The sequence below is a fragment of the Pigmentiphaga sp. MLSB6-MA01 genome, from assembly GCF_058793475.1.
Map to the genome: position 1 here is coordinate 271,604 of NZ_JBXAFV010000002.1, position 22,142 is coordinate 293,745.

A 22,142-nucleotide genomic window follows, 5' to 3' on the forward strand; every position below is an offset into this window, starting at 1 on the left:
GCCCTTCAAGAGAACCCCATGCCCATCGCCTTCGACCGCGTCTACCTGCAAAGCGCCGGCTACTTCATGCCCGGCCAGCCGGTGTCCAACGATGAACTGGACCGCTACATCGCGCCCCTGAACCGCATCTCCGGACGCATCAAGCAGCGCATCCTGGCCGAGAACGGCATCAAGCAGCGCTACTACGCCATCGACGCCGAGGGCGCCACCGTGTACAGCAACGCCAGGATGGCCGTCCATGCCATCCAGGACTGCCTGCGGCGCGCCGACGCCCGCCTGGCCGACGTGTCGCTGCTGGCCAGCGGCAGCTCGGGCGGCGACGCCCTGATGCCCGGCTTCGCCAACATGATCCAGGGCGAACTGGCCGCCCACCCCATGGAAACGCTATCGGTGCACGGCATCTGCGCCGCCGGCGTCTCGGCCATCCAGGCCGCCGCCCAGGCCGTGGAAATGGGCGGCCACGACCGCGCCCTGGCGGTGGCCAGTGAACTACCCTCGCGGCTGTTCAAACGTTCACGCTTCACCGCGCGCGGCTACGATGCCGACTTCGACTCCCACTTCCTGCGCTGGATGCTGTCGGACGGCGCCGGCGCGCTGCTGCTGGGCAACGCGGGCTCGGCGCTGCCCGGCGCCTCGCGGGGCATGCGCCTGAAACTGAAATGGGTGCACCAGCGCTCGTTCTCGGGCGACTATCCGGTATGCATGCAACTGGGCCTGTCGGCGGACCGCGAACGCGTGCACCTGGACTACCCCTCGTGGACCGAGGCGGAAGCCGACGGCGCGCTGGCGCTGCGCCAGGACATCCGCCTGCTGCCCCACCTGTTCGACATCGGCATCCACGAGTACGCCCGTCTCGCGCGGGACGGCTGGGTCCGGTCCGACCGGATCGATCACTTCCTGTGCCACTACTCGTCCGAGAAATTCATCCCCGTCGTCAAGGACCTGCTGGAGAAAGCCGGCCTGGAAATCCCGCACGAACGCTGGTACAGCAACCTCGCCTGGCGCGGCAATACCGGCGCCGCGTCCATCCTGATCATGCTGGCCGAATTCCTGGAGACGCGCGCCGTGGAACCCGGCCAGCAGATCCTTTGCTACATCCCCGAGTCCGGGCGCTTCACCACCGCCTACATGCTGTGGGAAGTGGAAAGCCTGGATGCCGCGCCCGCCACGGCTACCGCTCCACGCGTGACGCGCGTGGCCGACGCGCCCGACACCGACCCCATCGCCCCGCCCCATGACCCGGCCACCGCATCGCCGGAACTGGGGCCGCTGCTGACCGAACTGGCCTCCATCTGGCACGACTACCGCTCGCGCGTCTGGCGCACTCCCGTCGTGCACAAGCTGCGCACCCGCCGCTTCCAGGCCGCCGACTACCTGACCTGGATGGAAAACTGGATTCCCCAGGTCCGCGAAGGCAGCAAATGGATGCGCGAGGGCGTGGCCTCGCTGGGGCTGGACTACCAGCCCCTGGCCGCCTTGATCGAGACCCATGCGGGAGAAGAACAGAATGACTTCAAGATCCTGTTCCAGGACTACCGGAACGCCGGCGGCCGCATCGACGACCTCGACGCCCTGCGCCGCAACCCTGGCGGCGAGGCCTTGAACGCCTACCTGCACGGTCTGGCCGCCACGCGCGATCCGATCGGTCTCCTGGGCGCCATCTACATCATCGAAGGCACCGGCCAGCGCATCATCCCCGCCCTGCTGCCGCTGCTCAAGGCCAGCCTGCCGCTGCCGCCGGACACCTACCGCTTCCTGGAATACCACGGCCACAACGACGAAAACCACCTGGCCCGCTGGCTGGCCGCCGTCGAACTGGCCCTGGACTGCGACCCCGCCGGGAACGCCGCCCGGCGCATCATCGACACCGCCCGCCACACCGCGGCCCTGTACCTGCTGCAATTCCACCACGTCATGGAGGACGAGTCCGCATGAGAAAAGACCTCCACGCTTGCCGCTTCGCGTCGGCGCGGCCCCCCGAGGGGGCGCTTTTTCATCCTGGGGCGGCCCGGCGATGAAAAAAATCCCCGACTTCCTGGCCAAGGCGCACGACCCCGCCGACCCCAATCCCTGGCTGGCCCTGTACCTGGACCGCAGCACCCCCCTGCCCGACGAGGTCAAGAAAAGCTGGCTGACCGATTCCAGCAGCAACTCGCGCCAGTACCTGTTGCCCCTGCTGCGCCCCATCGCGCGCGGCTTCATCATCCTGATCCAGGTGCTCAAGATCTTCCTGCCGCGCAGTTGGTCGCACTCCCGGCTGCTGCACCGCGTGCTGGCGTGGGGGCTCACGCGCTTCGTCTCGCCCGAGGCGAACTGGCTGATCCTGCGCCACTTCCACCTGGGGGCGCAGATCCTGGCATTCATCGCGGCGAACTCACCGGTGCCGATCACCACCACGCCGCTGGAACCGAGGAACATCGACGACCTGAAGGACGACCTGTTCGTCAAACACGATCTGAACCTGTTCAACTTCGTCATCCGCCTGAACCAGGCCCTGCGCGACACCGGTGTCGAGATGCACCCACCGGCCCGCGTGGATTTTTCCATGATCCGCGACCCGGGCCTGCGGCTGGAGGACATGCCGCGCACACGGCTGAACTTCCTGGACCTGCAAAGCGCGATCGAACTCTTCACGCCGCTGTACCAGCTGATGCTGACCGACAACGACTTCTGGCGCGCCGCCAACTCGCTGCAACTGGACGAGACCATAGGCATCTACGCCGCCAGGCTGATGGGCGCACCGGAGCATCTCATCCTGGTCAACAACAAGCATCCGCTGGTGCCGATGTCGACTTTGCGGGCGGGGTACCGGCTGGTGCTGCATGGCCTGTCGACGGAGATGCTGCACAGCCTGTTGATGGACAGGAAAGCCGCGCGTGAAGGAGACGCGTAGGCACCGCCCAGCCATCCGGCCGCCGGCGCCCGGCCTCCCGGCCTCAGTGCGTCATCCGTGCCGCGATCAGGAACCGCGACACCATGTTGTAAGCCGCCACCGTGACCAGGATGTCGACCTTCTGGTGCTCGCTCATCCCCCGCGTGGCGCGCTCGTACAGCTCGTCTGGCACCGCGATGTCGCGGGTCATCGCATCGGCCAGCTCCAGGGCAATGGCCTGCGCCTCGGTGAAGGCGGGGGAGCCCGGCTTGAAATCGCGCACCGCGTCGATCGCCTCCCGCGACACGCCGGCCTTCAAGGCATGCGGCACGTGAGCCTCGAATTCGTAGTGGGCGCCGTTCAGGATCGCCACCCGCAGGATGATCAGCTCCCGCACGCCCGGATCGATGCTGTTGCGATTGCGTACCGCCGAGAGCAGTTGCTCCCAGCCATGCGCCACTGGCGGACTGTTCAGCAGCACCTGGTACAACAACGACACCTGGCCGCGCTCCGCGATCAGTTGGGCCTCTTGCTTGGCCAGTTCGGGACGGGTACCGGGTTCGATCGGGGGGATGCGCATGCTGCGGGAACTCCTGTGGAAACGTCGGACGATGGGAGGCGCCAAGATAGCACTATCGATCGACGAGTGTTCAGGCGCTCCGCGCGTAATACCCCAGGAACATGGCGACAGCCGAATCGGCCACCCGCTCCCGGTCGGCCCGCGCCAACGGCGGCTGCCCGAGAGTGACCTGGGGCCAGAACGCGAAACTCTTCACCAAGCCTTCCAACTGGTGGCCCGCGAAGCCCGGATCCACCGGGGCCAGGCGCCCGTCATGCATGGCCGCCTGTATCCAGGCGGTCACGCCGCTTCCCTTCTCGTCCATCCGGCAAACGATGTCCTGGGCCCGATCCGGGGCATGGATGATTTCGGCCATGGCCACCCGCGCCAGCGCGATGAAATTCGGATCGCCCAGCAGTTCCAGCTTCTGCATCAATAGCTGGCGCAGTTGCTGCGTCAGGGGAAGATCGGACCGGTAGGGTAAATCGACGCTGGCGGCGCTGCTCGCCCACAGCTGTTCGAGCATCAGCGCGAACAGTTCTTCCTTGCTCGGAAAGTGGTTGTAGACAGTGCGCTTGGACACGCCCGCCGCCTGGGCGATGCGGTCCATGCTGGTCGCCTCGTAGCCGGCGGTGCGGAACTCCTCCACCGCCGCGCGCACGATGTCCTCGCGTTTACGTTCGGTCAGCCGCTTCGTCGGCCGGGAGGTGCGCGGATGTTGATCTTCGGGTGACATGCCACGAATTTTACACTGTGCAGTGTACTTTTTGAAAAATGGAAACTACACTGTGCAGTGTAATTAATGCCACGTATTCCATGAAGCGCCTGTTCCTCGTCATCCTGCTCGGAATCTTCGCCGTGACCGCCATCGCCACCTGCCATCGCCCAGCCCTGCCCAGCTACCCGGAATCGCCGCAGCACCGCGACGGACGCTTCCACAATCCGGTCCCGCGCCCCGCGATCGGCTTGTGGCAGGGACTGAAACTGGCCTGGACCTTCTTTTTCGCCAAACCGGACGGCACCGTTCCCGATACGCCCATCCCGGTGCGCGCCCTGGATCGTGCGCAGCTTGAAGCGGCGCCCGACCACAGCCTATATCGCCTGGGGCATTCGACCGTGCTGATGAAGCTGCGGGGGCGCTACTGGCTGACGGATCCCGTGTTTTCCAGGCGCGCCTCGCCGGTGCAATGGGCCGGCCCGGCACGCTTCCATGCGCCGCCCATCGCCATCGAGGATCTGCCACCGATCGCGGGCGTCATCCTCTCGCACAACCACTACGATCACCTCGACCACGCCGCGGTCGCGCAACTGGACGCCAAGACCACCCGATTCATCACCCCGCTGGGCGTCGGCGACCAGTTGATCGCCTGGGGTATCGATCCCGCCAAGGTGGAACAGTTGGACTGGTGGCAGTCGGCCGACATCGATGGCCTGCGCCTGACCGCCACGCCCGCCCAGCACTTTTCCGGCCGGGGCCTGACGGACAGCGACCGCAGCCTCTGGGCCTCCTGGGTCATCCAGGACGCCGGCCTGCGTGTCTTCTTCAGCGGCGACAGCGGCTACTTCGACGGTTTCAAGAAGATAGGCGATGCCTATGGCCCCTTCGACCTGACCTTGATGGAAACCGGCGCCTACGATGAGCGCTGGGCTTTCGTGCACATGCAGCCCGAACAGACGCTGCAGGCGCATCTCGATCTGCGCGGCCGCTGGCTGCTTCCGATCCACAACGGCACGTTCGACCTGGCATTGCATCCCTGGGAACAGCCATTCGAACGCATCCTGGCATTGGCTGCCGCGCACCGGGTGGCGCTGACCACCCCGGTCATGGGCGAGCGGATCGACATGCGTGCGCCCGGACCCGGCACGCCATGGTGGCGCAAGGCGCTGCGCGCCGAAGGTCCGACGCCATCCACATCCCAGGCGATCGTGCGCTAAAGCTCCAGTGCCTCCTTCAACAGCGCAACCCGGGGATTGGCCGGCCCCTTGCGAACGATCAACGCCACCACGCTGGCAGGCGGCTCGGGCACGACGCGTATCTGCTTGACCGAGCCCGCCCGCAACGCGCTGTGATGAAGCAGCGCCACGTCCGGCACGATGCCTATGCCCAGGCCGGCGCCCACGAACTGGACGCTGGTGGTCGGACTGGTCGACTCGATCACCGGCACGGGCACCGGGACGCCGGCATGGGTGAAGCAGTCCTCGATCAGCTTGCGGCCCATCGAGCCTTCCACCGGCATCACCCACGGCTCCTGCGACAAACGGGTCCACTCCACGCGCCGCGCGCGCGCCAGCGGGTGGCCCGGGGACGCGACCACGGCGAACTGCGCCTCGAACAACTTGATGTACTCGAAGGCATCGGTATCGGATTCCAGCATCTGTACCGGAAAAGTGGTGACCAACGCATCGAGTTCGCCCCGGGCAAGCGCGTCGATCAGCGCGGGGACGCGGTCTTCCAGCAGTTGCACCCGCACGGGTAGTTCCTGCTGCACCAGCTTCGCCACCACGCCCGGCATATAGGTCTGCGCCAGGAATGGCGGCGCGCCTATCCGCACCTGGGCCATGAAGCGATCGACCGCCACGGCCTCGCTGCGCAGGTGGTGCAACTCTTCCAGCAGCAGGGTGGCGCCGCGCAGCACGACGCTGCCCCGGTCGGTCGGCGTCAGGCCGCGCGCCGTGCGCACGAACAAGGGGAAGCCGAACGCGCTCTCGATCTCCGTCAGCGCCTTGCTGATGGCCGGTTGCGTCAGGTTGAGCGACTGGCCCGCCGCGCGCAGGCTGCCCGTGGCCTGCACCTCCTTCAACAGACGCAGGTGGCGAAAGCGCAGCTTGGCTACCAGATGGTCGGGTTCGATCACTTCGCTTCTCCGCAGACATCAAACATAAAGCTATCACTCTATGAAAATATATTACTTTTATATTTACGACAGTTCGCTATCCTTCACGCATTCCTATACCAAGCATCACAAGGAGACGACATGGAACGCCGCACCTTCTGCCTGGGCGCCCTGGGCGCCGGAATGATGCTCGACCACGCGGCGTGGGCCGCGCCCGCCTATCCTTCGAAAGCGGTGCGCATCGTCGTGCCCTACGCCGCCGGCGGCGGACCCGACATCATGATGCGGCAATTCGGCCCTTTGCTGGGCGCCGCGCTGGGCCAGCCCATCGTGGTCGACAACAAGGTCGGCGCGGGCGGCGTGCTGGCCGCCCAGCACGTCGCGCAGGCGCCGGCCGACGGCTACACCGCGCTGATGGGGTCGAACTCGCACCTGATCCAGAAGGCCTTGCAGCCCAGCCTGATGTTCGACCCGGTCAACGATTTCGCGCCGGTCACCGCCATCGCGACCTCCCCCACCGTGCTGGTCGTCTCCGCAAGCTCGCCCTACCACAGCCTGCAAGACCTCGTTGCCGCCTTGCGCGCCAGCTCCAGGAAGTTGAACTACGCCTCGGGCGGCATCGGATCGGGCGCGCATCTGGGCGGCGCCACTTTCGTGTCGTTGCTGAAGGTCGAAGCGGTGCACATTCCGTTCAAGGGTTCGGTGGAAATTCCCATCTCGCTCCAGCGCGGCGACACTGACTTCGCCTTCACCATCGCGGGCACCGCCATTCCCCAGGTCAAGAGCGGCAAGCTGCGCGCCCTGGCCGTGACCAGCCGCGAGCCCCTGGCCGAGCTGCCCGGCGTTCCCCCTCTGTACGAACTGCTGCACAGCGACCTGGCGGTCCAGGAGTTCTGGTTCGGCATCTGGCTGCCCAGGAAATCGCCCGCCGAAACGGTCGACAGGCTCTTTGCCGCGACCACGGCGGCGCTCAAGGATCCGTCGGTCAAGGGCTTGTTCGAAGCGGCCGGCAACCGCGTGATCCAGAGCGCCAGCCCACAGGCCGACGCCGCCTTCGTACGCGACGAATATCGCAAGTGGGCCGACATCATCAAACTGACCGGCATCACCGCCGGCTGAACGGAAAAGCTTCATGTCCAAGCCACTCGAAGGCGTGCGCGTGCTGGATCTGTCGCACGTGATCGCCGGCCCCCTGGCCTCGTTCTACCTGGCGCAGCTGGGCGCCGAAGTCATCAAGGTGGAGCCGCCGCTGGCGGGCGAGGTGCTGCGCTCGATGAAAGAAGGCGCCGACACCGACACGCCCACCGGCTTCGCCGCCCTGAACGCCGGCAAGCAGTCGCTGGCGCTGGACATCCGGAGCGCGCAAGGCGCCGAACTGTTGCGCACCCTGGCCGCGTCCGCCGATGTCTTCATCGAGAACTTCCGGCCCGGCGTGGTCGCGCGCCACGGACTGGACTACGCATCGATCCAGGCCGTGAAACCTGACATCGTCTACTGCTCCATCTCCGGTTTCGGCCAGCAAGGCGACTGGTCGCAGCGCGGCGCCTACGACCACGTCGTGCAGGCCCTGACCGGCATGATGATGATGTCCGGCGAAGGCCACGACGCGCCGCCGCTCAAGGTCGGCTTTCCCGTCATCGACGTCGCCGTCGGCATGCTGGGGGCGCTGTCCATCGTCTCGGCGCTGCATCGCCGGTCGCGCGACGGCAACGGCCAGTACATCGACGCCTCCATGGTGCAGGCTTCCCTGATGCTGATGTACACCAACACCTGCGCCTACCTGACCGACGGTACCCCCACGCGCCGCGTCGGCAACCGCGGCTACACGGGCAGCCCCGCGGCCGACACCTATCCGTGCGCGGACGGCTGGCTGGCGGTGGCCGCGAACACGCCGGCCCAGTTCCGCAAGCTGGCCGCCGTCCTCGGGGTCGAGGAGCTGTGCGGCGACGCGCGGGCGCTGGACCTGGCCGCGTTCAACGCTCCCAATGGCTTCGTCGTGCCGAACGACCGCGAATACGTCGCGCAGCGCCTGCGGCAGGCCTTCGCGGCCCACAGCGCGGCGCGCCTCGAGGAACGCCTGAGCCAGGTGGGCGTGCCCGCGGCCCGCGTAAGAAAGCTGGAGGAATTCCTGGACGAGGCCGATGCCACCGGCTGCGTGAACCTGCCGGACTATCGCTTCCACCAGGGCGGCGGCGAAGTCCGCACCCGGGGCATCGGTTTCCACTTCGACCAGGACGGCGGCCCCAGCCCCGACGGCGCGCCCGCGCTGGGCGAAGGCACCCACGCCGTACTGGCCGAAGCCGGCCTGGACGAAGCGTCCATCGCCGAACTGGAACGCGCCGGGATCATCCGCACACACGCCAAGGCGGCCGCGCCCCAGGCGTCCTGACAACCTCGACCAATCCGAGAACCTATGACACCTCTCCTGCAAGGCCGCATCGCCATCGTCACCGGAGCCGGCCGCGGCCTGGGCCGCTCCCATGCCCTGGAACTCGCCCGCCATGGCGCCAGGGTCCTGGTCAACGACATGGGCGCCGACCGGCCCGGCTCCGAGGCCCAGGCCGTCGTGGACGCCATTCGCGCGGCCGGCGGGCAGGCCCACACAAACGGCGCCGACGTGACGGATCCCCAGCAGGTCCAGGCCATGGTGCAACAGGCCGTGGCGCAGTGGGGCCGGGTCGACATCCTGGTGAACAACGCCGGCATCCTGCGCGACAAAAGCTTCGCCAAGATGAGCCTGGAGGATTTCCGGCTCGTCATGGAGGTCCACCTGATGGGCTCGGTCCACTGCACCCACGCCGTGTGGAACGCCATGCGCGAACAAAACTACGGGCGCATCGTGATGACGACCTCGTCCTCCGGCCTGTACGGCAACTTCGGACAGGCCAACTACGGCGCGGCGAAGATGGCCCTGGTCGGCCTGATGCAGACCCTGGCCCTGGAAGGCGAGAAGTATGGCGTGCGGGTGAACTGCCTAGCCCCCACGGCCGCCACGGCCATGACCGAAGGACTGCTGGAACAGGAAGCGCTGGACCTGCTGTCGCCCACCTCGGTCAGCCCCGCCCTGGTGGCCCTGGTCGCCGAAAACGCCCCGACCCGCACCATCCTGATGGCCGGCGCCGGCAGCTTCGAACAAGCCAACATCACCATGACCCAGGGCATCTGCCTGAGCGGCGCCGAGCTGTCGGCCAACGTCCTGGCCCGGCGGCTGGACGAAGTGGCCGACCGCCGGGGGGAAGTCGTTCCCGCCACCGGCTTCGACCAATTGCGCCATGAAATCGCCAAGGCCCAGGCGCAGCGCCAGCCCGCCCCCTCCTCGGTCTGACCGAACACCATGGCAACCCGAGAAGTCGTCGTCCTGTCGGGCGTGCGCACCCCCATAGGCAGTTTCGGCAAAAGCCTGAAGGACGTCGCGCCCGCCACGCTCGCCACCGAGGTCCTGCGCGCCGCCGTCGCGCGCGCGAATATCGAACCGGCCCAGGTCGAGCATGTCTGCTTCGGCCAGGTCATCAATACCGAACCCCGCGACCTGTACTTGTCGCGCATCGCCGCCATCGAGGGCGGCTGCGGCCAGGAAACGCCGGCCTTCAACGTCAACCGTTTATGCGGATCGGGCCTGCAGGCCATCGTGTCCGCGTCGCAGTCCATCCTGCTTGGCGACTGCGCCACGGCGGTCGCCGGCGGCGCCGAAAGCATGTCGCGCGCCCCGTACGCCAGCCAGGCCATGCGCGCAGGCGCGCGCCTGGGCGACACCCCGATGGTGGATACGCTGCTGGGCGCGCTGCACGACCCCTTCCACCGCATCCACATGGGCATGACGGCAGAGAACGTCGCCCGGCAATACGGCATCACGCGCGGGGAACAGGATGCGCTGGCCGTCGAAAGCCATCGCCGCGCGGCACGGGCCAACGCCGAAGGCCGCTTCGCCTCGCAGCTCGTCCCGGTCACGGTGCCGGGCCGCAAGGGCAGCACCACTTTCGCCCAGGACGAGCACATCCGCGGCGACGTCAGCCTGAGCGACCTGGCGGCCCTGCGGCCCGCGTTCGCGCCGGACGACGGCACCGTCACGGCCGGCAACGCCTCGGGTATCAATGACGGCGCCGCCGCGCTCGTACTGATGGAACGCGCCCGCGCGCAAGCCTGCGGCGCGCGGCCCCTGGCCCGGCTGGTGGCCTATGCCCATGCGGGCGTCGATCCGCGCTACATGGGCATGGGCCCCGTTCCCGCCACGCGCGCCGTGCTGGACAAGGCGGGCCTTTGCGTGGACGATATCGACGTCGTCGAATCCAACGAGGCCTTCGCGGCGCAGGCCTGCGCGGTCGCCCGCGAGCTTGGACTGGACCCCGCCAAGGTCAATCCCAACGGATCGGGCATCGCGCTGGGCCATCCGGTGGGCGCGACGGGCGCCATCATCACCGTCAAGGCCTTGCACGAACTCCAGCGCATCGGCGGCCGGTATGCGCTGGTCACCATGTGCATAGGTGGCGGCCAGGGCATCGCCGCCATCTTCGAACGGATCTGATCATGGCCAGCCGTCCCCCTGTTTCATTCGACTCCGTACAGGCGCTCATGCGCTTCGTGGGGAAACCCGCGATCGTCTCCGAGTCCATCGTCGTGGACCAGGAGATGATCGACCGGTTCGGACAGGTCACGCGCGACAACCAATGGATCCATATGGACCCGGCGCGCGCGCGGGCCGAGTCGCCATATGGGCAGACCATCGCCCATGGCTTCCTCGTGCTGTCCCTGCTGACGTATTGGCAAGCGAGCTGCGTCGCCTTTCCCGGCGCGGCCATGGCGTTGAACTACGGCTTCGACAAGATCCGCTTCACGGCCCCCGTGCCTTCCGGGGCCCACGTCTCGGCCCGGTTCGCCTTGGCCGACGTAAAGGAAACCCGGCCCGGCGAGGCCCGTTGTTCGTGGGACGTCACGGTCGAGGTCGAGGGTGCGCCGCGGCCGTCGGTCCATGCGGCGTGGCAGATCATGGTCCGCTACGAGGGCGGGGAGCCGGCTTGACTTCGCCAGGACCGTGGCCGAGGCCTTGAGTCGCCCGAGCGCTCAGCCTCCGGCATGCATGTCCCGGAACAACCGGGGAGACATCCCGAACCGGCGTTCGAAGGCCTCGGCAAAACGCGCCGCCGGAAACAGCCCCACCTGCACCGCCACCGACTTCAACGACAGCCCCCGGGACAGCAGCATGCGAGCGGCATCCAGCCGCGCGGTCTCGACGAAGCGGGCCGGCGTCACGCCCGTCGCCGCGACGAACCTGCGGTGGAAGGTACGTTCGGCCAGCCCCGCACGGGCCGCCAGCGCCGGCACGTCCAGCGGCTCCTGGAGATGGCCCTGTATCCACGCGATCAGCTCGCCAAAGGGGCTGTCGGCCCGGGCCTGCGCCTGGAGCACGGGACTGAACTGGGACTGATAGCCCGGACGGCGGGCGTACAGCACCAGCCGCTGCGCGACCTCGCCGGCGACCTTCGCGCCCAGGTCGGCGGCGACCATCGCCAGGGCCATGTCGATGCCGGTCGTCACGCCGGCCGAGGTCCAAAGGTGTCCGTCCACGACATACAGGGAATCGGGGTCCACCTCCACCTTGGGAAAGGCCTTGGCCAAAGGCGTGCAGGCATCCCAGTGAGTGGCGACGCGGCGGCCATCGACCAATCCAAGCGCCGCCAGGACGAAGATGCCGGAACAGATCGAGCCCCACCGCCCGGCCCTGCCGGCAAGCCGCGCGAGCAACGGCCCCAAGGCCGGATCGGCCATCGCCCGCAGCAGCGGCTCCCGCTCGGCGCCCACGACCAGCAGCGTATCGATCGACGGCGCAGCCGGCGCATCGATGCCGCGTGTCTCGACGACAATGCCGCTGCTGCTCGCCACCGGTCCACCCTGGCCCGATAGCAGTTCGATTTCATAGAACGGTGCCTCGCCGCCCAAGGCGTGGTTGGCGCCACTGAAGACGGCTCCCGGCCCGGACACATCCAGAATCTCGAACCCTGGATAGACGACGAATACGATGTGGCGCATTGGCAGAAATTAATGTATTTTTGACATTTCCGCCATGCCATGAAGCGAGTAGATTGAGACCTGACAGCCGATGCTCCCGGCTCGGAGAATCCCGATCATGCTCAACCCCCACGTCATCCGGGGTGGACTGGCACTCCTCGTGCTCGCGCTGGCGGGCGTCGCGGTTTGGCTGCTCAGCCTGCCACCGGCGCCCGCCCTGGGCGCCACGCCGCCGGTCGCGACGAGCGAAATGGACGCCCTGCTGGCCGCCTTGAAACCGCCCGGACACAAACGCCCCCTGGTGGCGGTCGTGGCCCTCAACGACGCCACCGAAACCACCGACTACCTGATGCCGACCGGCATCCTGCGGCGCGCCGGCGTGGCCGACGTCGTGACACTGGCGACCGGACAAGGTCCGGTCAGGCTTTTCCCGGCGCTGACCGTCCAGGCCGACGCCACCATCGCGCACTTCGACGCGCGGCATCCAGCGGGCGCCGACTACGTCATCGTGCCCGCCATGAGCCGCGACGACGATCCGGCCGTGCTGGCCTGGCTCAGGGAGCAGTCCCGCAAAGGCGCGATCATCCTGGGCGTGTGCGCGGGGGCCAAGGTCGTCGCCGCGGCCGGCCTGCTGGAGGGCAGGCGCGCGACCACCCATTGGTACTACCTGCGGGACATGCTGAGCAAGCACCCTGCCATCACCTATGTCGCCAACCGGCGCGTGGTGGCGGACCGGGGCGTCGCGACCAGCACCGGCATCTCCGCGTCGATGCCCATGATGCTGATCCTGATCGAGGCCATGGCCGGACGGCGGAAGGCCGAAGCGGTGGCCCGCGACCTGGGCCTGCCCTCGTGGGACCTGCGCCACGCCAGCCACGCCTTCACGCTGACCCGGCCTTTCGCGGCGACGGTGCTCGGCAACGTGCTGGCATTCTGGAACCGGGAACGGATAGGCGTGGCACTCGAGCCCGGCATGGACGAAGTTTCGCTGGCCCTGGTCGCCGACGCCTGGTCACGCACCTATCGGTCGCGGGCCGTGACGTTCGCGCAAGCCTCTCAAGCGGTCGAAACCCGCAACCAGGTTCGCGTCATTCCGGAAGCGGTGTCAGCCGACCGGCCTTCGGCCAGCCACACGGCCGCCTTCACCGACCAGCGCCCGGCACAAGCGCTGGACCAGACGCTGCGAGCCATCGCCGGACGCTACGGCGCCCGCACCGCCAACGTCGTCGCCCTGCAACTCGAATATCCCTGGAGCGCCTCGCCATGATCCCCATCCTTACCGCATTTGAACACTCGCCCGACGGCGGCCGGGGCCTGGCGCGCGACATGCGCATACGCTGGGCGCTGGAGGAAGTGGGCCAGCCCTACCATGTCCGCCTGCTTTCGTTCGAGGCGATGAAACAGCCCGAACACCTCGCGCGCCACCCCTTCGGGCAGATCCCGGCCTATGAAGAAGGCGATTTCGCGCTGTTCGAATCAGGCGGCATCGTGTTCCACATCGCCGAACGCCATGGCAGCCTGCTTCCCCGCGATCCCCATGCGCGGAGGCGCGCCATCATGTGGATGTTCGCGGCGCTCAACACGGTGGAGCCATCGGTTTTCGAGCGCGTGCTTGCCAGGATCCTCGAGCGGGACGCCCCCTGGCACGACAGCCGCCTGCGTGTACTCGAAGACCGCATCCGGGACCGGGTGGGACACCTTGCCCGCCACCTGGGCGACGCCGCCTGGCTGGACGGCGACTTCAGCGCCGGTGACCTCCTGATGGTGACGGTACTGCGCTGGCTGAACAGCTCGAACATACTGGACGATTATCCGACCATCGCCGCCTATGTCGCCCGCGGCGAAGCGCGGCCGGCCTTCCAGCGCGCCTTCGCGGCACAACTGGCGGACTTCAACAAAGGCTCCGCCCCGGCCCCCTGAACCGGGCGCGGACCCGCAACCGGGACGGCGCGGCATACACTGTCGGTCAACCCCTCTTTTCGCGGGTCTCGCGCCCCGCCCTATCGTGACCGACACGTCCTTCACCTCCCTGCCCCTTTTGCCCGCCTTGCTGGACAACCTGCAAGGCCTGGGCTTCGAACAGATGACGCCCATCCAGGCGCAGGGCCTGCCGCTCATCCTGGAGGGCCGTGATCTGATCGCCCAGGCCAAGACCGGCAGCGGCAAGACCGCGGCCTTCGGCCTGGGCATGCTGCAGAAACTGGACGTCGACCGCCTGGTTCCGCAGGCGCTGGTCGTCTGCCCCACCCGCGAACTGGCCGACCAGGTCGCCCAGGAACTGCGCCGGCTGGCCCGCCTGATCCCCAACGTCAAGATCCTGACCCTGTGCGGCGGCACCGCCGCCCGCCCCCAGGCCGAATCGCTGGCCCGCGGCACCCATCTGGTCGTGGGCACGCCCGGCCGTCTCCAGGACCACCTGGAACGCGGCACCCTGGACCTGTCCGCCCTGCACACCCTGGTGCTGGACGAGGCCGACCGCATGGTGGACATGGGCTTCTACGACGACATCGTCGCCATCGCCTCGCACTGTCCCGCCAAGCGCCAGACCCTGCTGTTCTCGGCCACCTACCCCGACAACATCCGCAAGCTCAGCGCCCGCTTCCTGCGCAATCCCGCTGAAGTCAAGGTCGAGGCCCAGCACGACGCCAGCCGCATCGAACAGGTCTTCTACGAAATCGACGAAGACGAAAGACTGGACGCCGTCGTCACCCTGCTGGCCCACTACCGACCCGTCTCCACCCTGGCCTTCTGCAACACCAAGATCCGCAGCCACGAACTGGTCGAACGCCTGCGCGCCGAAGGCATCAGCGCGCAGGCGCTCAACGGCGACCTGGAACAGCGCGAGCGCGACGAAATCCTGATCCAGTTCGGCAACCAGAGCTGCGCCGTCCTGGTCGCCACCGACGTCGCCGCCCGCGGCCTGGACATCCAGAACCTGGGCGCCGTGATCAACGTGGACGTGACCAAGGACACCGAGGTCCACATACACCGCATCGGCCGCAGCGGGCGTGGCGACCAGAAGGGGCTGGCCCTCAGCCTCTGCTCGCCCGAGGAAATGCGCTGGGCCAACCTGATCGAGCAATACCAGGGTTCGCCCCTGAAATGGGGCGATCTGAAGTCGCTGCGAACCAAGGCCGACCGGCCATTGCGGGCGCGCATGGTTACCTTGTGCATACAAGGGGGGAAGAAAGACAAGCTGCGGCCCGGGGACTTGCTGGGTGCGCTGACCGGAGATGGCGGGTTGGTATTCGATCAGGTCGGGAAAATCAACATCACCGAGTTCAATGCTTATGTGGCGCTGGACCGGCAGATAGCCAAGCAGGCGTTCTCGCGGATTTCCAATAGCAATATCAAGGGGCGGCGGTTCCGGATGCGGTTCCTGGAGGAGTTCTGAACTCCTCCGGATCGGGTGATCAGCAATCGATCAGATAGATTCCGCTATGCGGCAACGCCATCCAGAAAGCCGATCACCTCGGCGATCCGGCCGCCCTCGTCCAGCCTGACCACGTCGGTTCCCCTGGCCACCGATGCCTCGGCGCCATTGCGCAGCGTCCAGCTGAACCGGACGAAATGCCCATGCCCGTCCGGCTCCCCCTCCAACGCAAAACGATGGCCGGCAAACTGCGCCATGGCGCTGTCCATCATGGCTTGCAATGCCTCATGCCCCTTGCCCGACATGAGCGGATCGGTATAGACCGCGTCCGGACGCCATGCGGACGATAATGCGGCGGACCGCTGGCCGGGCGCTCCGTTCCAGGTTTCCAGATAGGCCTTCGCGACGATCTTCGGATCGGACATGATTTCAATCTCCTGTAGTTGGCCAGGAGAATGATGGGCCGGATGGAAAGACGAATCGATTACCTCTGAGGTAATCTCCCGCCAGCGGACCAACACCATGCAACCCGAGCACAGGAGTCACACGTGAGCACCGAGACAGTCGGCGACCTGACGCGCGCCTGGCGCAAACGCCGGGGGATCAGCCAGCTGGACCTCGCGCTCGATGCCGACGTGTCCGCGCGCCACCTGAGCTTCGTCGAAAGCGGACGTGCCAGCGCCAGCCGCGAACTGCTCTTGCGGCTGGGCGAGCAACTGACCATGCCGCTGCGCGACCGCAATCGCCTGCTCGTCGCGGGCGGCTACGCGCCGGTTTTCAACGCACGCACGCTGGACGATCCGGACATGGAACCCGCGCTGGCGGCGATTTCCTCCGTGCTCGATGCCAGCGCCCCCTACCCCGCCCTGGTGGTCGATCCATGGTGGAATCTGGTCCGCGCGAATCAACCCGCGCGGAAACTGCTCGAAGGCCTGCCGCCCCGCCTGACCACGGCGCCGATCAATGTATTGCGCGCCACGCTGGACCCCGAAGGCCTGGCACCCCGCATCGCCAACCTGACCGAGTGGCGGCATCATCTGCTTGCCCGGCTACGTGCGGACTTTACCGCCAGCGGCAACGCCGGACTCCTGGCACTGCACGATGAACTGGCCGCGATTCCGGTACCCGCCGGCAAGGCGCCGCCGGCGCAAGCGGCACGCATCGCCGTTCCGCTGATGCTGAGCATTCCCGGCGGCCCCGTGCTGTCACTGATTTCCACCACGACGGTATTCGGCACCGCGAACGACGTCACCCTTGCGGAATTGACACTGGAGAATTTCTTTCCGGCCGACCCCGCGACCCGGGATTTTTTTCTGGCCCATAAGTAAACAAAGGGAAAAACCGGCTGGCGACCGTCATTTGCCCCCTTTTTCATCATTGATTGCCACATCAACTCTTTTAGAATCAATACCTTGATGAAACCGGAATGACACCGCCGCCCACACCCTTGCCGCGCGAGAAGATCACGAATGCAGAATGAAGCTGTTTTGGATCATCGTCTTTTTGGGGGCCATGGCGTAAGCAGCTCGCTGCCGCGCCAGGGCCCGCGTGGCCGGAAAATGCCCCCCATCGTGTTCCGGCTGACCCTGGGCCTGGCCCTGGCCTGGCTGGCGCTGGTGGCCGGCCTGGGCTGGTGGACCTCGCAGCGGATCGTGAACGCGCGGCTGGACAACGTGGCCGCCAGCGCCGAATACGAAGCCAGGACCACCGCGCGCGTGGTCGACCGCCTGTTCACCGAAATGGTCAGCGTAGCCAACATGGTGGCGCGCCAGGGCCAGGTCATCCAGCTCGCCGCCCGCTACCGCACCGACCTGCCCGGCGCCGCCGAACTGACGCGCCAGCAACGCGCCGCACAGTTCACGCAAGACCCGCTGGTACGCCGGGTCGGCGACTACATGAACGCGCTGGCCAGCGATCTGCGCTATGCCCGCATCTACATGAACAACATGTCGGATGACACCGTCACCGCCAGCAACTGGGCCGAATCCGACAGCATCGTGGGCATGATCTACTCGGGCCGAACCTACCTGATCGACGCGCTGCGCCACGGCACGGGCCAGCAATTCGGCATCGCCCGCCTCAACAACAGCCCCTCGTATTTCGTCAGCAGCCGCATCGAAGACGCCAACGACGCGCCGCAGGGCTCGGTCACGGTGAAATTCGACGCGCCCGAGATGGCCGCCTACCTGGTCGGACGGCACATTGCCCTGATCGTGAACCGCCAGGGCCGCGTGATCACCGCCTCGTCCGAAGCCTTCATGCTGCGCAACCTGGCCGCGCTCCTGCCCCCCGGCACCGTGCTGCCACCCGACGGCGGCGAAGAGCCCGGCAAGCCCATGGACACGCATCCGATCGCGAACGCCGGCCCCGATGCCGGCCAATGGCTCATCGACGGCAAGCCCTACCTGATACGGCGCCAGCCGCTGACCAACCCCCAATACCAGTTGATCACCCTGGCCACGCTCGACCACGTGGCGCCCATGCGCACGCAGCACCTGTACACCGCCGGACTGGTGGCGGTGGTCGGCCTGGTCCTGATCCTGCTGTCCGGCCAGGCTGCCGGACAAATGGTGATGCGCCGCCAGGAAGAACAATACGCGGCCAACTACGACGCCCTGACCGGCCTGCCCAACCGCCGCGCCGTCCTGGCCGAACTGGACCGCCTGTTCACCCTGGCGAAAGAAACCCAGCGATGGGTACTGGTCGCCTTCATCGACCTGGATGGCTTCAAGACCATCAACGACACCTACGGACACGTGGTCGGCGACAAATTCCTGATCGAGGTCGGCCAACGCATGTCCGCCGGCCTGCGCAAGAACGACATGCTGGGCCGGCTGGGCGGCGACGAATTCGTCGTGATCGGACTGGTCGACCCGCCCCAGCCCGACGACCCGGACGGCCCGGTCGAGACCATGCGCCGCCGGCTCGCGCCGCTGCTGACCGGCACCTACACCTTTGCCGAGTGCAGCTTCGACTATCCCGGCGCCAGCTTCGGCATCGCCAGCGTCGATCCCTCCGCCAGTTCGCTGCAAGCCGTGCTCAAGGTGGCCGACCAGCTCATGTATGCCGACAAACAAGCACGCCGAACCCAACGAACGACATGATCCTGCCAACCGTGCTCGCGCTCCTCGCGGCCTTCACCTTCGCCGCGAACAACGCCACACTGCGCCGCGGGGTCGTCGATGGGACCTTGTCCCAGGCCATGGTCGTCACCCTGCTGCTCGGCACGGTACTGGTCTGGATCGCGGTGCTGGCCGCCGGGGGTACCAGCCAATTGCAGGCGCTTCCGCTACGCTCGACGCTGCTCTTCTCCGCCGCCGGCCTGCTGCACTTCGGCTTCGGCCGCTATTGCAACTACCGCGCGACGCGCGCCATGGGCACCGTGCTGGTCGGGCCCGTGCAGCAGACCAGCGTGCTGATCACGCTGGTGCTGGCCATCGTGCTTCTGGGCGAGCGGCTGACCGCGATGCATATCGTCGGCATCGTGCTGATCATGGCGGCGCCGATGCTGGCGGCCCGGGCGCATGCTCCGGCCTCCTTTCGTCCATTCAAACCAGCGCCCGACGCTGAACCGGCCAAGTCCGGAGCGAAGCCCACGGCCGGAGGCTTCCAGCCCAAGCTGGGCGAAGGCTACCTGTTCGCCACCCTTTCGGCGCTGGCGTACGGTTCAAGCCCCATCCTGGTCCGCCAGGCCATGGTAGAGGGAAGCGGGATGGCCGGAGGCCTGGCCGGCGCCGCCGTGGCCTATACCGCCGCGACCGCAGGCGTGGTGGCCCTCGTCATCTGCCAGGGCGGCCTGGGCCGGTCGCTGACCATGTCGCGCCCCACGCTCGGATGGTATTCGGTCGCGGGCGTGACCGCCGTGGCATCGCAGATCTTCGTCTACATGGCGCTTGCCATCGCGCCAGCCTCGGTCGTGATCCCGATACAGCGAACGTCGCTCGTCATGCGGGTGTGGTTCGCGCGGGTGCTGAATCCGGAGTTGGAGTCGTTCGATGGGCCGGTGTTGCTGGCGACGGTTGTGTCCTTGGTGGGGGCGGTGGCGTTGGCGGCGGATCCGGGGTGGTTTGGGATGAAATAGCGAGCGTCACGCGCGGCGCAATCGCCCGCCCAGGACTGCCAGTCCAAGCGCGGCACTCCCCATCGCGGCCCCGACCCAACCAACAGCCGGCAGTCCGTGGCCCAGCTTGATCGGCAGCCCGGCAAACAGCGGAGCCAGCGTCAGGCCAGCCTGGAAAGCGGACGAATTCGTTGCCCCGGCGAGCATCGGCGCATCGGACGCGATCGCGTAGACCCGGCCCCAAACAGCCGGATTCAACAGAAAACCCGCCACGCCAAGCAGGAACACCAACGCCACGGTTGCCGGCCAATGCGAGGCCAGCAGCGCCAACGCGGCGGATACCAGAATCACGCCAACGATGCCCGCGACAAGCGTGGCAAACGGACGAGAATCAGCGGTTCGCCCGCCTATCGTCAATCCGACGAATGCGCCAACGCCGAACAGCGTCAGCACGGCGGGCAGCCAATCAACGGGCAAACCACTCACGTCGAGCAACAACGCTCCCAGATAGCCGAACGTTCCCATGTAGGCGGCCGTGGTTGCTGCCGTCGTGGCATACGCTACCCATAGAACGGGACGCTTCATGGCCCGCAACTCGGTCTTGAGATCAGGCATGGTGGCATTGCCGGAAACATGCCTGGGCAAGGCAACGAGACAGCCCATCGCAGAAACAGCAGTGACGGCCACGACAGCCCAAAACCCTCCGCGCCAACCAATAAGATCGCTGATGAATGTCCCCGCCGGGCCCCCCAGGACCATGGCCGCGGTCAGACCGCTGACGACGATGGAAAGCGCCTTGGCTCGACGATCACGACGCGAAACCTGCACCGCAGTCGCCGCCGCAACGGCCCAGAAACAGGCATACGCCAACCCCATCGCAAAGCGGGCGACAAGAATCAACCCATAGCCCTGAGCAAACAGGCTGCATGCCGTTGCCGCAATGAAGGCCATCTGGCTGGCGAACAGCGTACCGCGCTTGGGCCAGCGCAGCGCCAGAATGGCGAATGGCGGCCCGCCGATCAACGCGCCCACGGCGAACGCGGAAATCAGGGCGCCTGCCGTAGGCAGCGTGATTTCCAAATCCGCCGCGATCATCGGGAGAATTCCTCCCATCAGGAACTCAGCACTGCCCATCGCGAACAGACTGACAGCAAGAACATAGACAGTCGAAGGAATGGCCTTGGCGCGTTTGTTCTCCTCCATGAGGTTTTCTTCGAGCAACCTGCTCATGCCCACACCTGCTTGAGCAAGGCCGCCGACAAATAAAGCCCGCACCCGAAAACCGCATGTGTTGCCAGGCCGCGCATACGGCTCTTCAACGGCGCAGGCGTGCGGGATGAGGCGACGCCCGCGCCCATAGCCGGCTGCATGACGAACCAGGGAGCCATGACCGTTGCCACGCCCACAGCCAGGGCGGGCAGCCATGCGGGATCGTGCAGCCACGCCGCACCGCAAATGCCCACCAGCAAAGCCGCGAACACGATGCCGACGGCGTAATGAATCGCCCATCCCAACGGCGATTCGCCGGGTATGGACTTGGCCTTGGCTATGCTCGCATGTGCGAACCTGCCCCGGCACAGATGCCCCGCCCACCTGCCAACCAACGCGTAGTCCAGCGTGGGAACACCCAAGCCCTTCAGGATCATGGACCAAACGTCCAGCACCACTGTCGCGCCGATCCCGACCAGAACCACCCTTGCCGCTTCGCTCGCCGATACCATGCCCATTCCTTTTCGATTGATGAAACCGTCGTTTGAAGGCATGATAGAAGTTGAAGTCAACTTCAAGTCAAGGGGTGCAGCGTGGATATCTCAGAAGTCGCCCGGCGCACCGGCGTGCCTTCCTCGACATTGCGGTTCTACGAGAAAAAGGGCTTGATCACCGCGACCCGTTCCGCCGGCGAACGCCGGAGGTTCATGCCCGGCGTGCTCGATCAGTTGGCGCTGATCGCACTCGGGCAGGCCGGAGGCCTGTCGTTGGATGAAATCGGTGCCATGCTCTCCCCTGCCGATGCGCCAAAGGTGGACAGGAAGGTTTTGTCGGCCAAGGCCGATGAGATCGACGCGACCATCAAGCGGCTACGCGCCATGAGCGAGGGCTTGCGCCATGCCGCGGAATGCCCTGCGGTCAACCATGCGCAATGTCCGACGTTTCAGCGTTTGCTCAAGGTTGCTGCGGCGGGAAGGTTGAAACAGCGCAAGGGGACGGGTCGTCTTGCGGGTCTGGGGTAGCTATCGACGTCGCAGCATACTCTTGAAATCAGGATGAATGGCACAGCTAGCGATGGTAGTGCTGCCTATCACAAGTCAAGAAAGCAATTACAAAATTGGACAAACCACTGATCACTGAGCCTGTTACCGACCAAGCGTTGGGACTAAACCAATCACTATTCATCCGCACTTCCCTCGACTCAGAGGTGCCCTCTGAAACTACGGAGGTAC

At 66.6% G+C, this 22,142-nt stretch carries 22 protein-coding genes; 15 read left to right on the top strand and 7 right to left on the bottom strand.

Features of this window, described 5'->3' with window-relative positions; all coding sequences use genetic code 11:
• The first annotated feature begins 18 nt into the window (after positions 1 to 18).
• Both AC1Q6E_RS04550 and AC1Q6E_RS04555 read left to right on the top strand, forming a co-directional pair.
• Positions 19 to 1,935 carry an iron-containing redox enzyme family protein gene (locus tag AC1Q6E_RS04550; protein ID WP_492572281.1) on the top strand — a complete coding sequence of 639 codons (1,917 nt, stop codon included), beginning with the start codon at positions 19 to 21 and terminating at the stop codon, positions 1,933 to 1,935.
• A 79-nt stretch (positions 1,936 to 2,014) separates the two neighbouring features.
• Positions 2,015 to 2,893, top strand: a complete 879-nt coding sequence (locus AC1Q6E_RS04555) for a DUF6999 family protein (RefSeq protein WP_492572282.1) — start codon at positions 2,015 to 2,017, stop codon at positions 2,891 to 2,893.
• A 43-nt stretch (positions 2,894 to 2,936) separates the two neighbouring features.
• Here the strand turns inward: AC1Q6E_RS04555 and AC1Q6E_RS04560 are convergent, their stop codons facing one another.
• Together AC1Q6E_RS04560 and AC1Q6E_RS04565 are read right to left on the bottom strand one after the other, a co-directional pair.
• On the bottom strand, positions 2,937 to 3,452 hold the full coding sequence (locus AC1Q6E_RS04560) for a carboxymuconolactone decarboxylase family protein (protein WP_152796945.1): 516 nt from the start codon (positions 3,450 to 3,452) through the stop codon (positions 2,937 to 2,939).
• A gap of 70 nt (positions 3,453 to 3,522) precedes the next feature.
• Positions 3,523 to 4,167, bottom strand: a complete 645-nt coding sequence (locus tag AC1Q6E_RS04565) for a TetR/AcrR family transcriptional regulator (protein ID WP_152796947.1) — start codon at positions 4,165 to 4,167, stop codon at positions 3,523 to 3,525.
• A gap of 80 nt (positions 4,168 to 4,247) precedes the next feature.
• Between AC1Q6E_RS04565 and AC1Q6E_RS04570 the strand changes: the two genes are divergently transcribed.
• Positions 4,248 to 5,366: an MBL fold metallo-hydrolase gene (locus AC1Q6E_RS04570; protein ID WP_152796949.1), complete on the top strand. Its 1,119-nt coding sequence runs from the start codon at positions 4,248 to 4,250 to the stop codon at positions 5,364 to 5,366.
• Here AC1Q6E_RS04570 and AC1Q6E_RS04575 read toward each other — a convergent pair.
• Complete coding sequence (locus AC1Q6E_RS04575) at positions 5,363 to 6,286, bottom strand: LysR family transcriptional regulator (protein ID WP_296559251.1); 924 nt, start codon at positions 6,284 to 6,286, stop codon at positions 5,363 to 5,365. The two genes, AC1Q6E_RS04570 and AC1Q6E_RS04575, sit on opposite strands and share 4 nt — an antisense overlap.
• A 120-nt stretch (positions 6,287 to 6,406) precedes the next feature.
• On the opposite strand from AC1Q6E_RS04575, the gene AC1Q6E_RS04580 reads away from it, so the two are divergent.
• The 5 genes from AC1Q6E_RS04580 to AC1Q6E_RS04600 are packed head-to-tail and all read left to right on the top strand — an operon-like array spanning position 6,407 to position 11,281.
• On the top strand, positions 6,407 to 7,384 hold the full coding sequence (locus AC1Q6E_RS04580; RefSeq protein ID WP_296559250.1) for a Bug family tripartite tricarboxylate transporter substrate binding protein: 978 nt from the start codon (positions 6,407 to 6,409) through the stop codon (positions 7,382 to 7,384).
• Between the two features lie 13 nt (positions 7,385 to 7,397).
• Positions 7,398 to 8,654 carry a CaiB/BaiF CoA transferase family protein gene (locus tag AC1Q6E_RS04585; protein ID WP_296559249.1) on the top strand — a complete coding sequence of 419 codons (1,257 nt, stop codon included), beginning with the start codon at positions 7,398 to 7,400 and terminating at the stop codon, positions 8,652 to 8,654.
• A 24-nt stretch (positions 8,655 to 8,678) separates the two neighbouring features.
• Positions 8,679 to 9,590 carry an SDR family NAD(P)-dependent oxidoreductase gene (locus AC1Q6E_RS04590; RefSeq protein ID WP_492572283.1) on the top strand — a complete coding sequence of 304 codons (912 nt, stop codon included), beginning with the start codon at positions 8,679 to 8,681 and terminating at the stop codon, positions 9,588 to 9,590.
• A gap of 9 nt (positions 9,591 to 9,599) precedes the next feature.
• On the top strand, positions 9,600 to 10,787 hold the full coding sequence (locus AC1Q6E_RS04595; RefSeq protein ID WP_492572284.1) for an acetyl-CoA C-acyltransferase family protein: 1,188 nt from the start codon (positions 9,600 to 9,602) through the stop codon (positions 10,785 to 10,787).
• A gap of 2 nt (positions 10,788 to 10,789) precedes the next feature.
• A complete protein-coding gene (locus tag AC1Q6E_RS04600) occupies positions 10,790 to 11,281 on the top strand; it encodes a MaoC family dehydratase (protein WP_492572285.1) in 492 nt (163 codons plus the stop codon).
• 42 nt (positions 11,282 to 11,323) lie between these two features.
• Here AC1Q6E_RS04600 and AC1Q6E_RS04605 read toward each other — a convergent pair whose 3' ends face one another.
• Positions 11,324 to 12,289: a GlxA family transcriptional regulator gene (locus AC1Q6E_RS04605; protein WP_492572286.1), complete on the bottom strand. Its 966-nt coding sequence runs from the start codon at positions 12,287 to 12,289 to the stop codon at positions 11,324 to 11,326.
• 97 nt (positions 12,290 to 12,386) lie between these two features.
• Here AC1Q6E_RS04605 and AC1Q6E_RS04610 point away from each other — a divergent pair, with 97 nt between their 5' ends.
• The 3 genes from AC1Q6E_RS04610 (at position 12,387) to dbpA (ending at position 15,662) form a co-directional block, all read left to right on the top strand.
• On the top strand, positions 12,387 to 13,535 hold the full coding sequence (locus tag AC1Q6E_RS04610; RefSeq protein ID WP_492572287.1) for a DJ-1/PfpI family protein: 1,149 nt from the start codon (positions 12,387 to 12,389) through the stop codon (positions 13,533 to 13,535).
• On the top strand, positions 13,532 to 14,188 hold the full coding sequence (locus AC1Q6E_RS04615) for a glutathione S-transferase family protein (protein ID WP_296559241.1): 657 nt from the start codon (positions 13,532 to 13,534) through the stop codon (positions 14,186 to 14,188). The genes AC1Q6E_RS04610 and AC1Q6E_RS04615 overlap by 4 nt, the downstream gene beginning before the upstream one ends.
• An 85-nt stretch (positions 14,189 to 14,273) precedes the next feature.
• Positions 14,274 to 15,662, top strand: coding sequence for an ATP-dependent RNA helicase DbpA (gene dbpA, locus AC1Q6E_RS04620; protein ID WP_492572288.1), 1,389 nt, complete (start codon positions 14,274 to 14,276; stop codon positions 15,660 to 15,662).
• A 44-nt stretch (positions 15,663 to 15,706) separates the two neighbouring features.
• Here dbpA and AC1Q6E_RS04625 read toward each other — a convergent pair whose 3' ends face one another.
• Entirely contained in the window at positions 15,707 to 16,066 is a 360-nt protein-coding gene (locus AC1Q6E_RS04625; RefSeq protein ID WP_492572289.1) for a nuclear transport factor 2 family protein, read from the bottom strand.
• 123 nt (positions 16,067 to 16,189) lie between these two features.
• On the opposite strand from AC1Q6E_RS04625, the gene AC1Q6E_RS04630 reads away from it, so the two are divergent.
• From AC1Q6E_RS04630 to AC1Q6E_RS04640, 3 genes are all read left to right on the top strand, one after another.
• Positions 16,190 to 16,969, top strand: a complete 780-nt coding sequence (locus AC1Q6E_RS04630) for a helix-turn-helix domain-containing protein (RefSeq protein WP_296559238.1) — start codon at positions 16,190 to 16,192, stop codon at positions 16,967 to 16,969.
• Between the two features lie 141 nt (positions 16,970 to 17,110).
• Positions 17,111 to 18,745, top strand: coding sequence for a sensor domain-containing diguanylate cyclase (locus AC1Q6E_RS04635; protein ID WP_492572290.1), 1,635 nt, complete (start codon positions 17,111 to 17,113; stop codon positions 18,743 to 18,745).
• Complete coding sequence (locus tag AC1Q6E_RS04640; RefSeq protein ID WP_492572291.1) at positions 18,742 to 19,722, top strand: EamA family transporter; 981 nt, start codon at positions 18,742 to 18,744, stop codon at positions 19,720 to 19,722. The genes AC1Q6E_RS04635 and AC1Q6E_RS04640 overlap by 4 nt, the downstream gene beginning before the upstream one ends.
• Positions 19,723 to 19,728: 6 nt before the next feature.
• Here AC1Q6E_RS04640 and AC1Q6E_RS04645 read toward each other — a convergent pair whose 3' ends face one another.
• Positions 19,729 to 20,931, bottom strand: a complete 1,203-nt coding sequence (locus AC1Q6E_RS04645; protein ID WP_492572292.1) for an MFS transporter — start codon at positions 20,929 to 20,931, stop codon at positions 19,729 to 19,731.
• Positions 20,928 to 21,422 (bottom strand): DUF2938 domain-containing protein, encoded by a 495-nt coding sequence (locus AC1Q6E_RS04650; RefSeq protein ID WP_492572353.1) that lies wholly within the window; start codon positions 21,420 to 21,422, stop codon positions 20,928 to 20,930. The genes AC1Q6E_RS04645 and AC1Q6E_RS04650 overlap by 4 nt, the downstream gene beginning before the upstream one ends.
• 81 nt (positions 21,423 to 21,503) lie before the next feature.
• Here AC1Q6E_RS04650 and AC1Q6E_RS04655 point away from each other — a divergent pair, with 81 nt between their 5' ends.
• Entirely contained in the window at positions 21,504 to 21,932 is a 429-nt protein-coding gene (locus AC1Q6E_RS04655) for a helix-turn-helix domain-containing protein (protein WP_152796972.1), read from the top strand.
• Positions 21,933 to 22,142 lie beyond the last annotated feature (210 nt).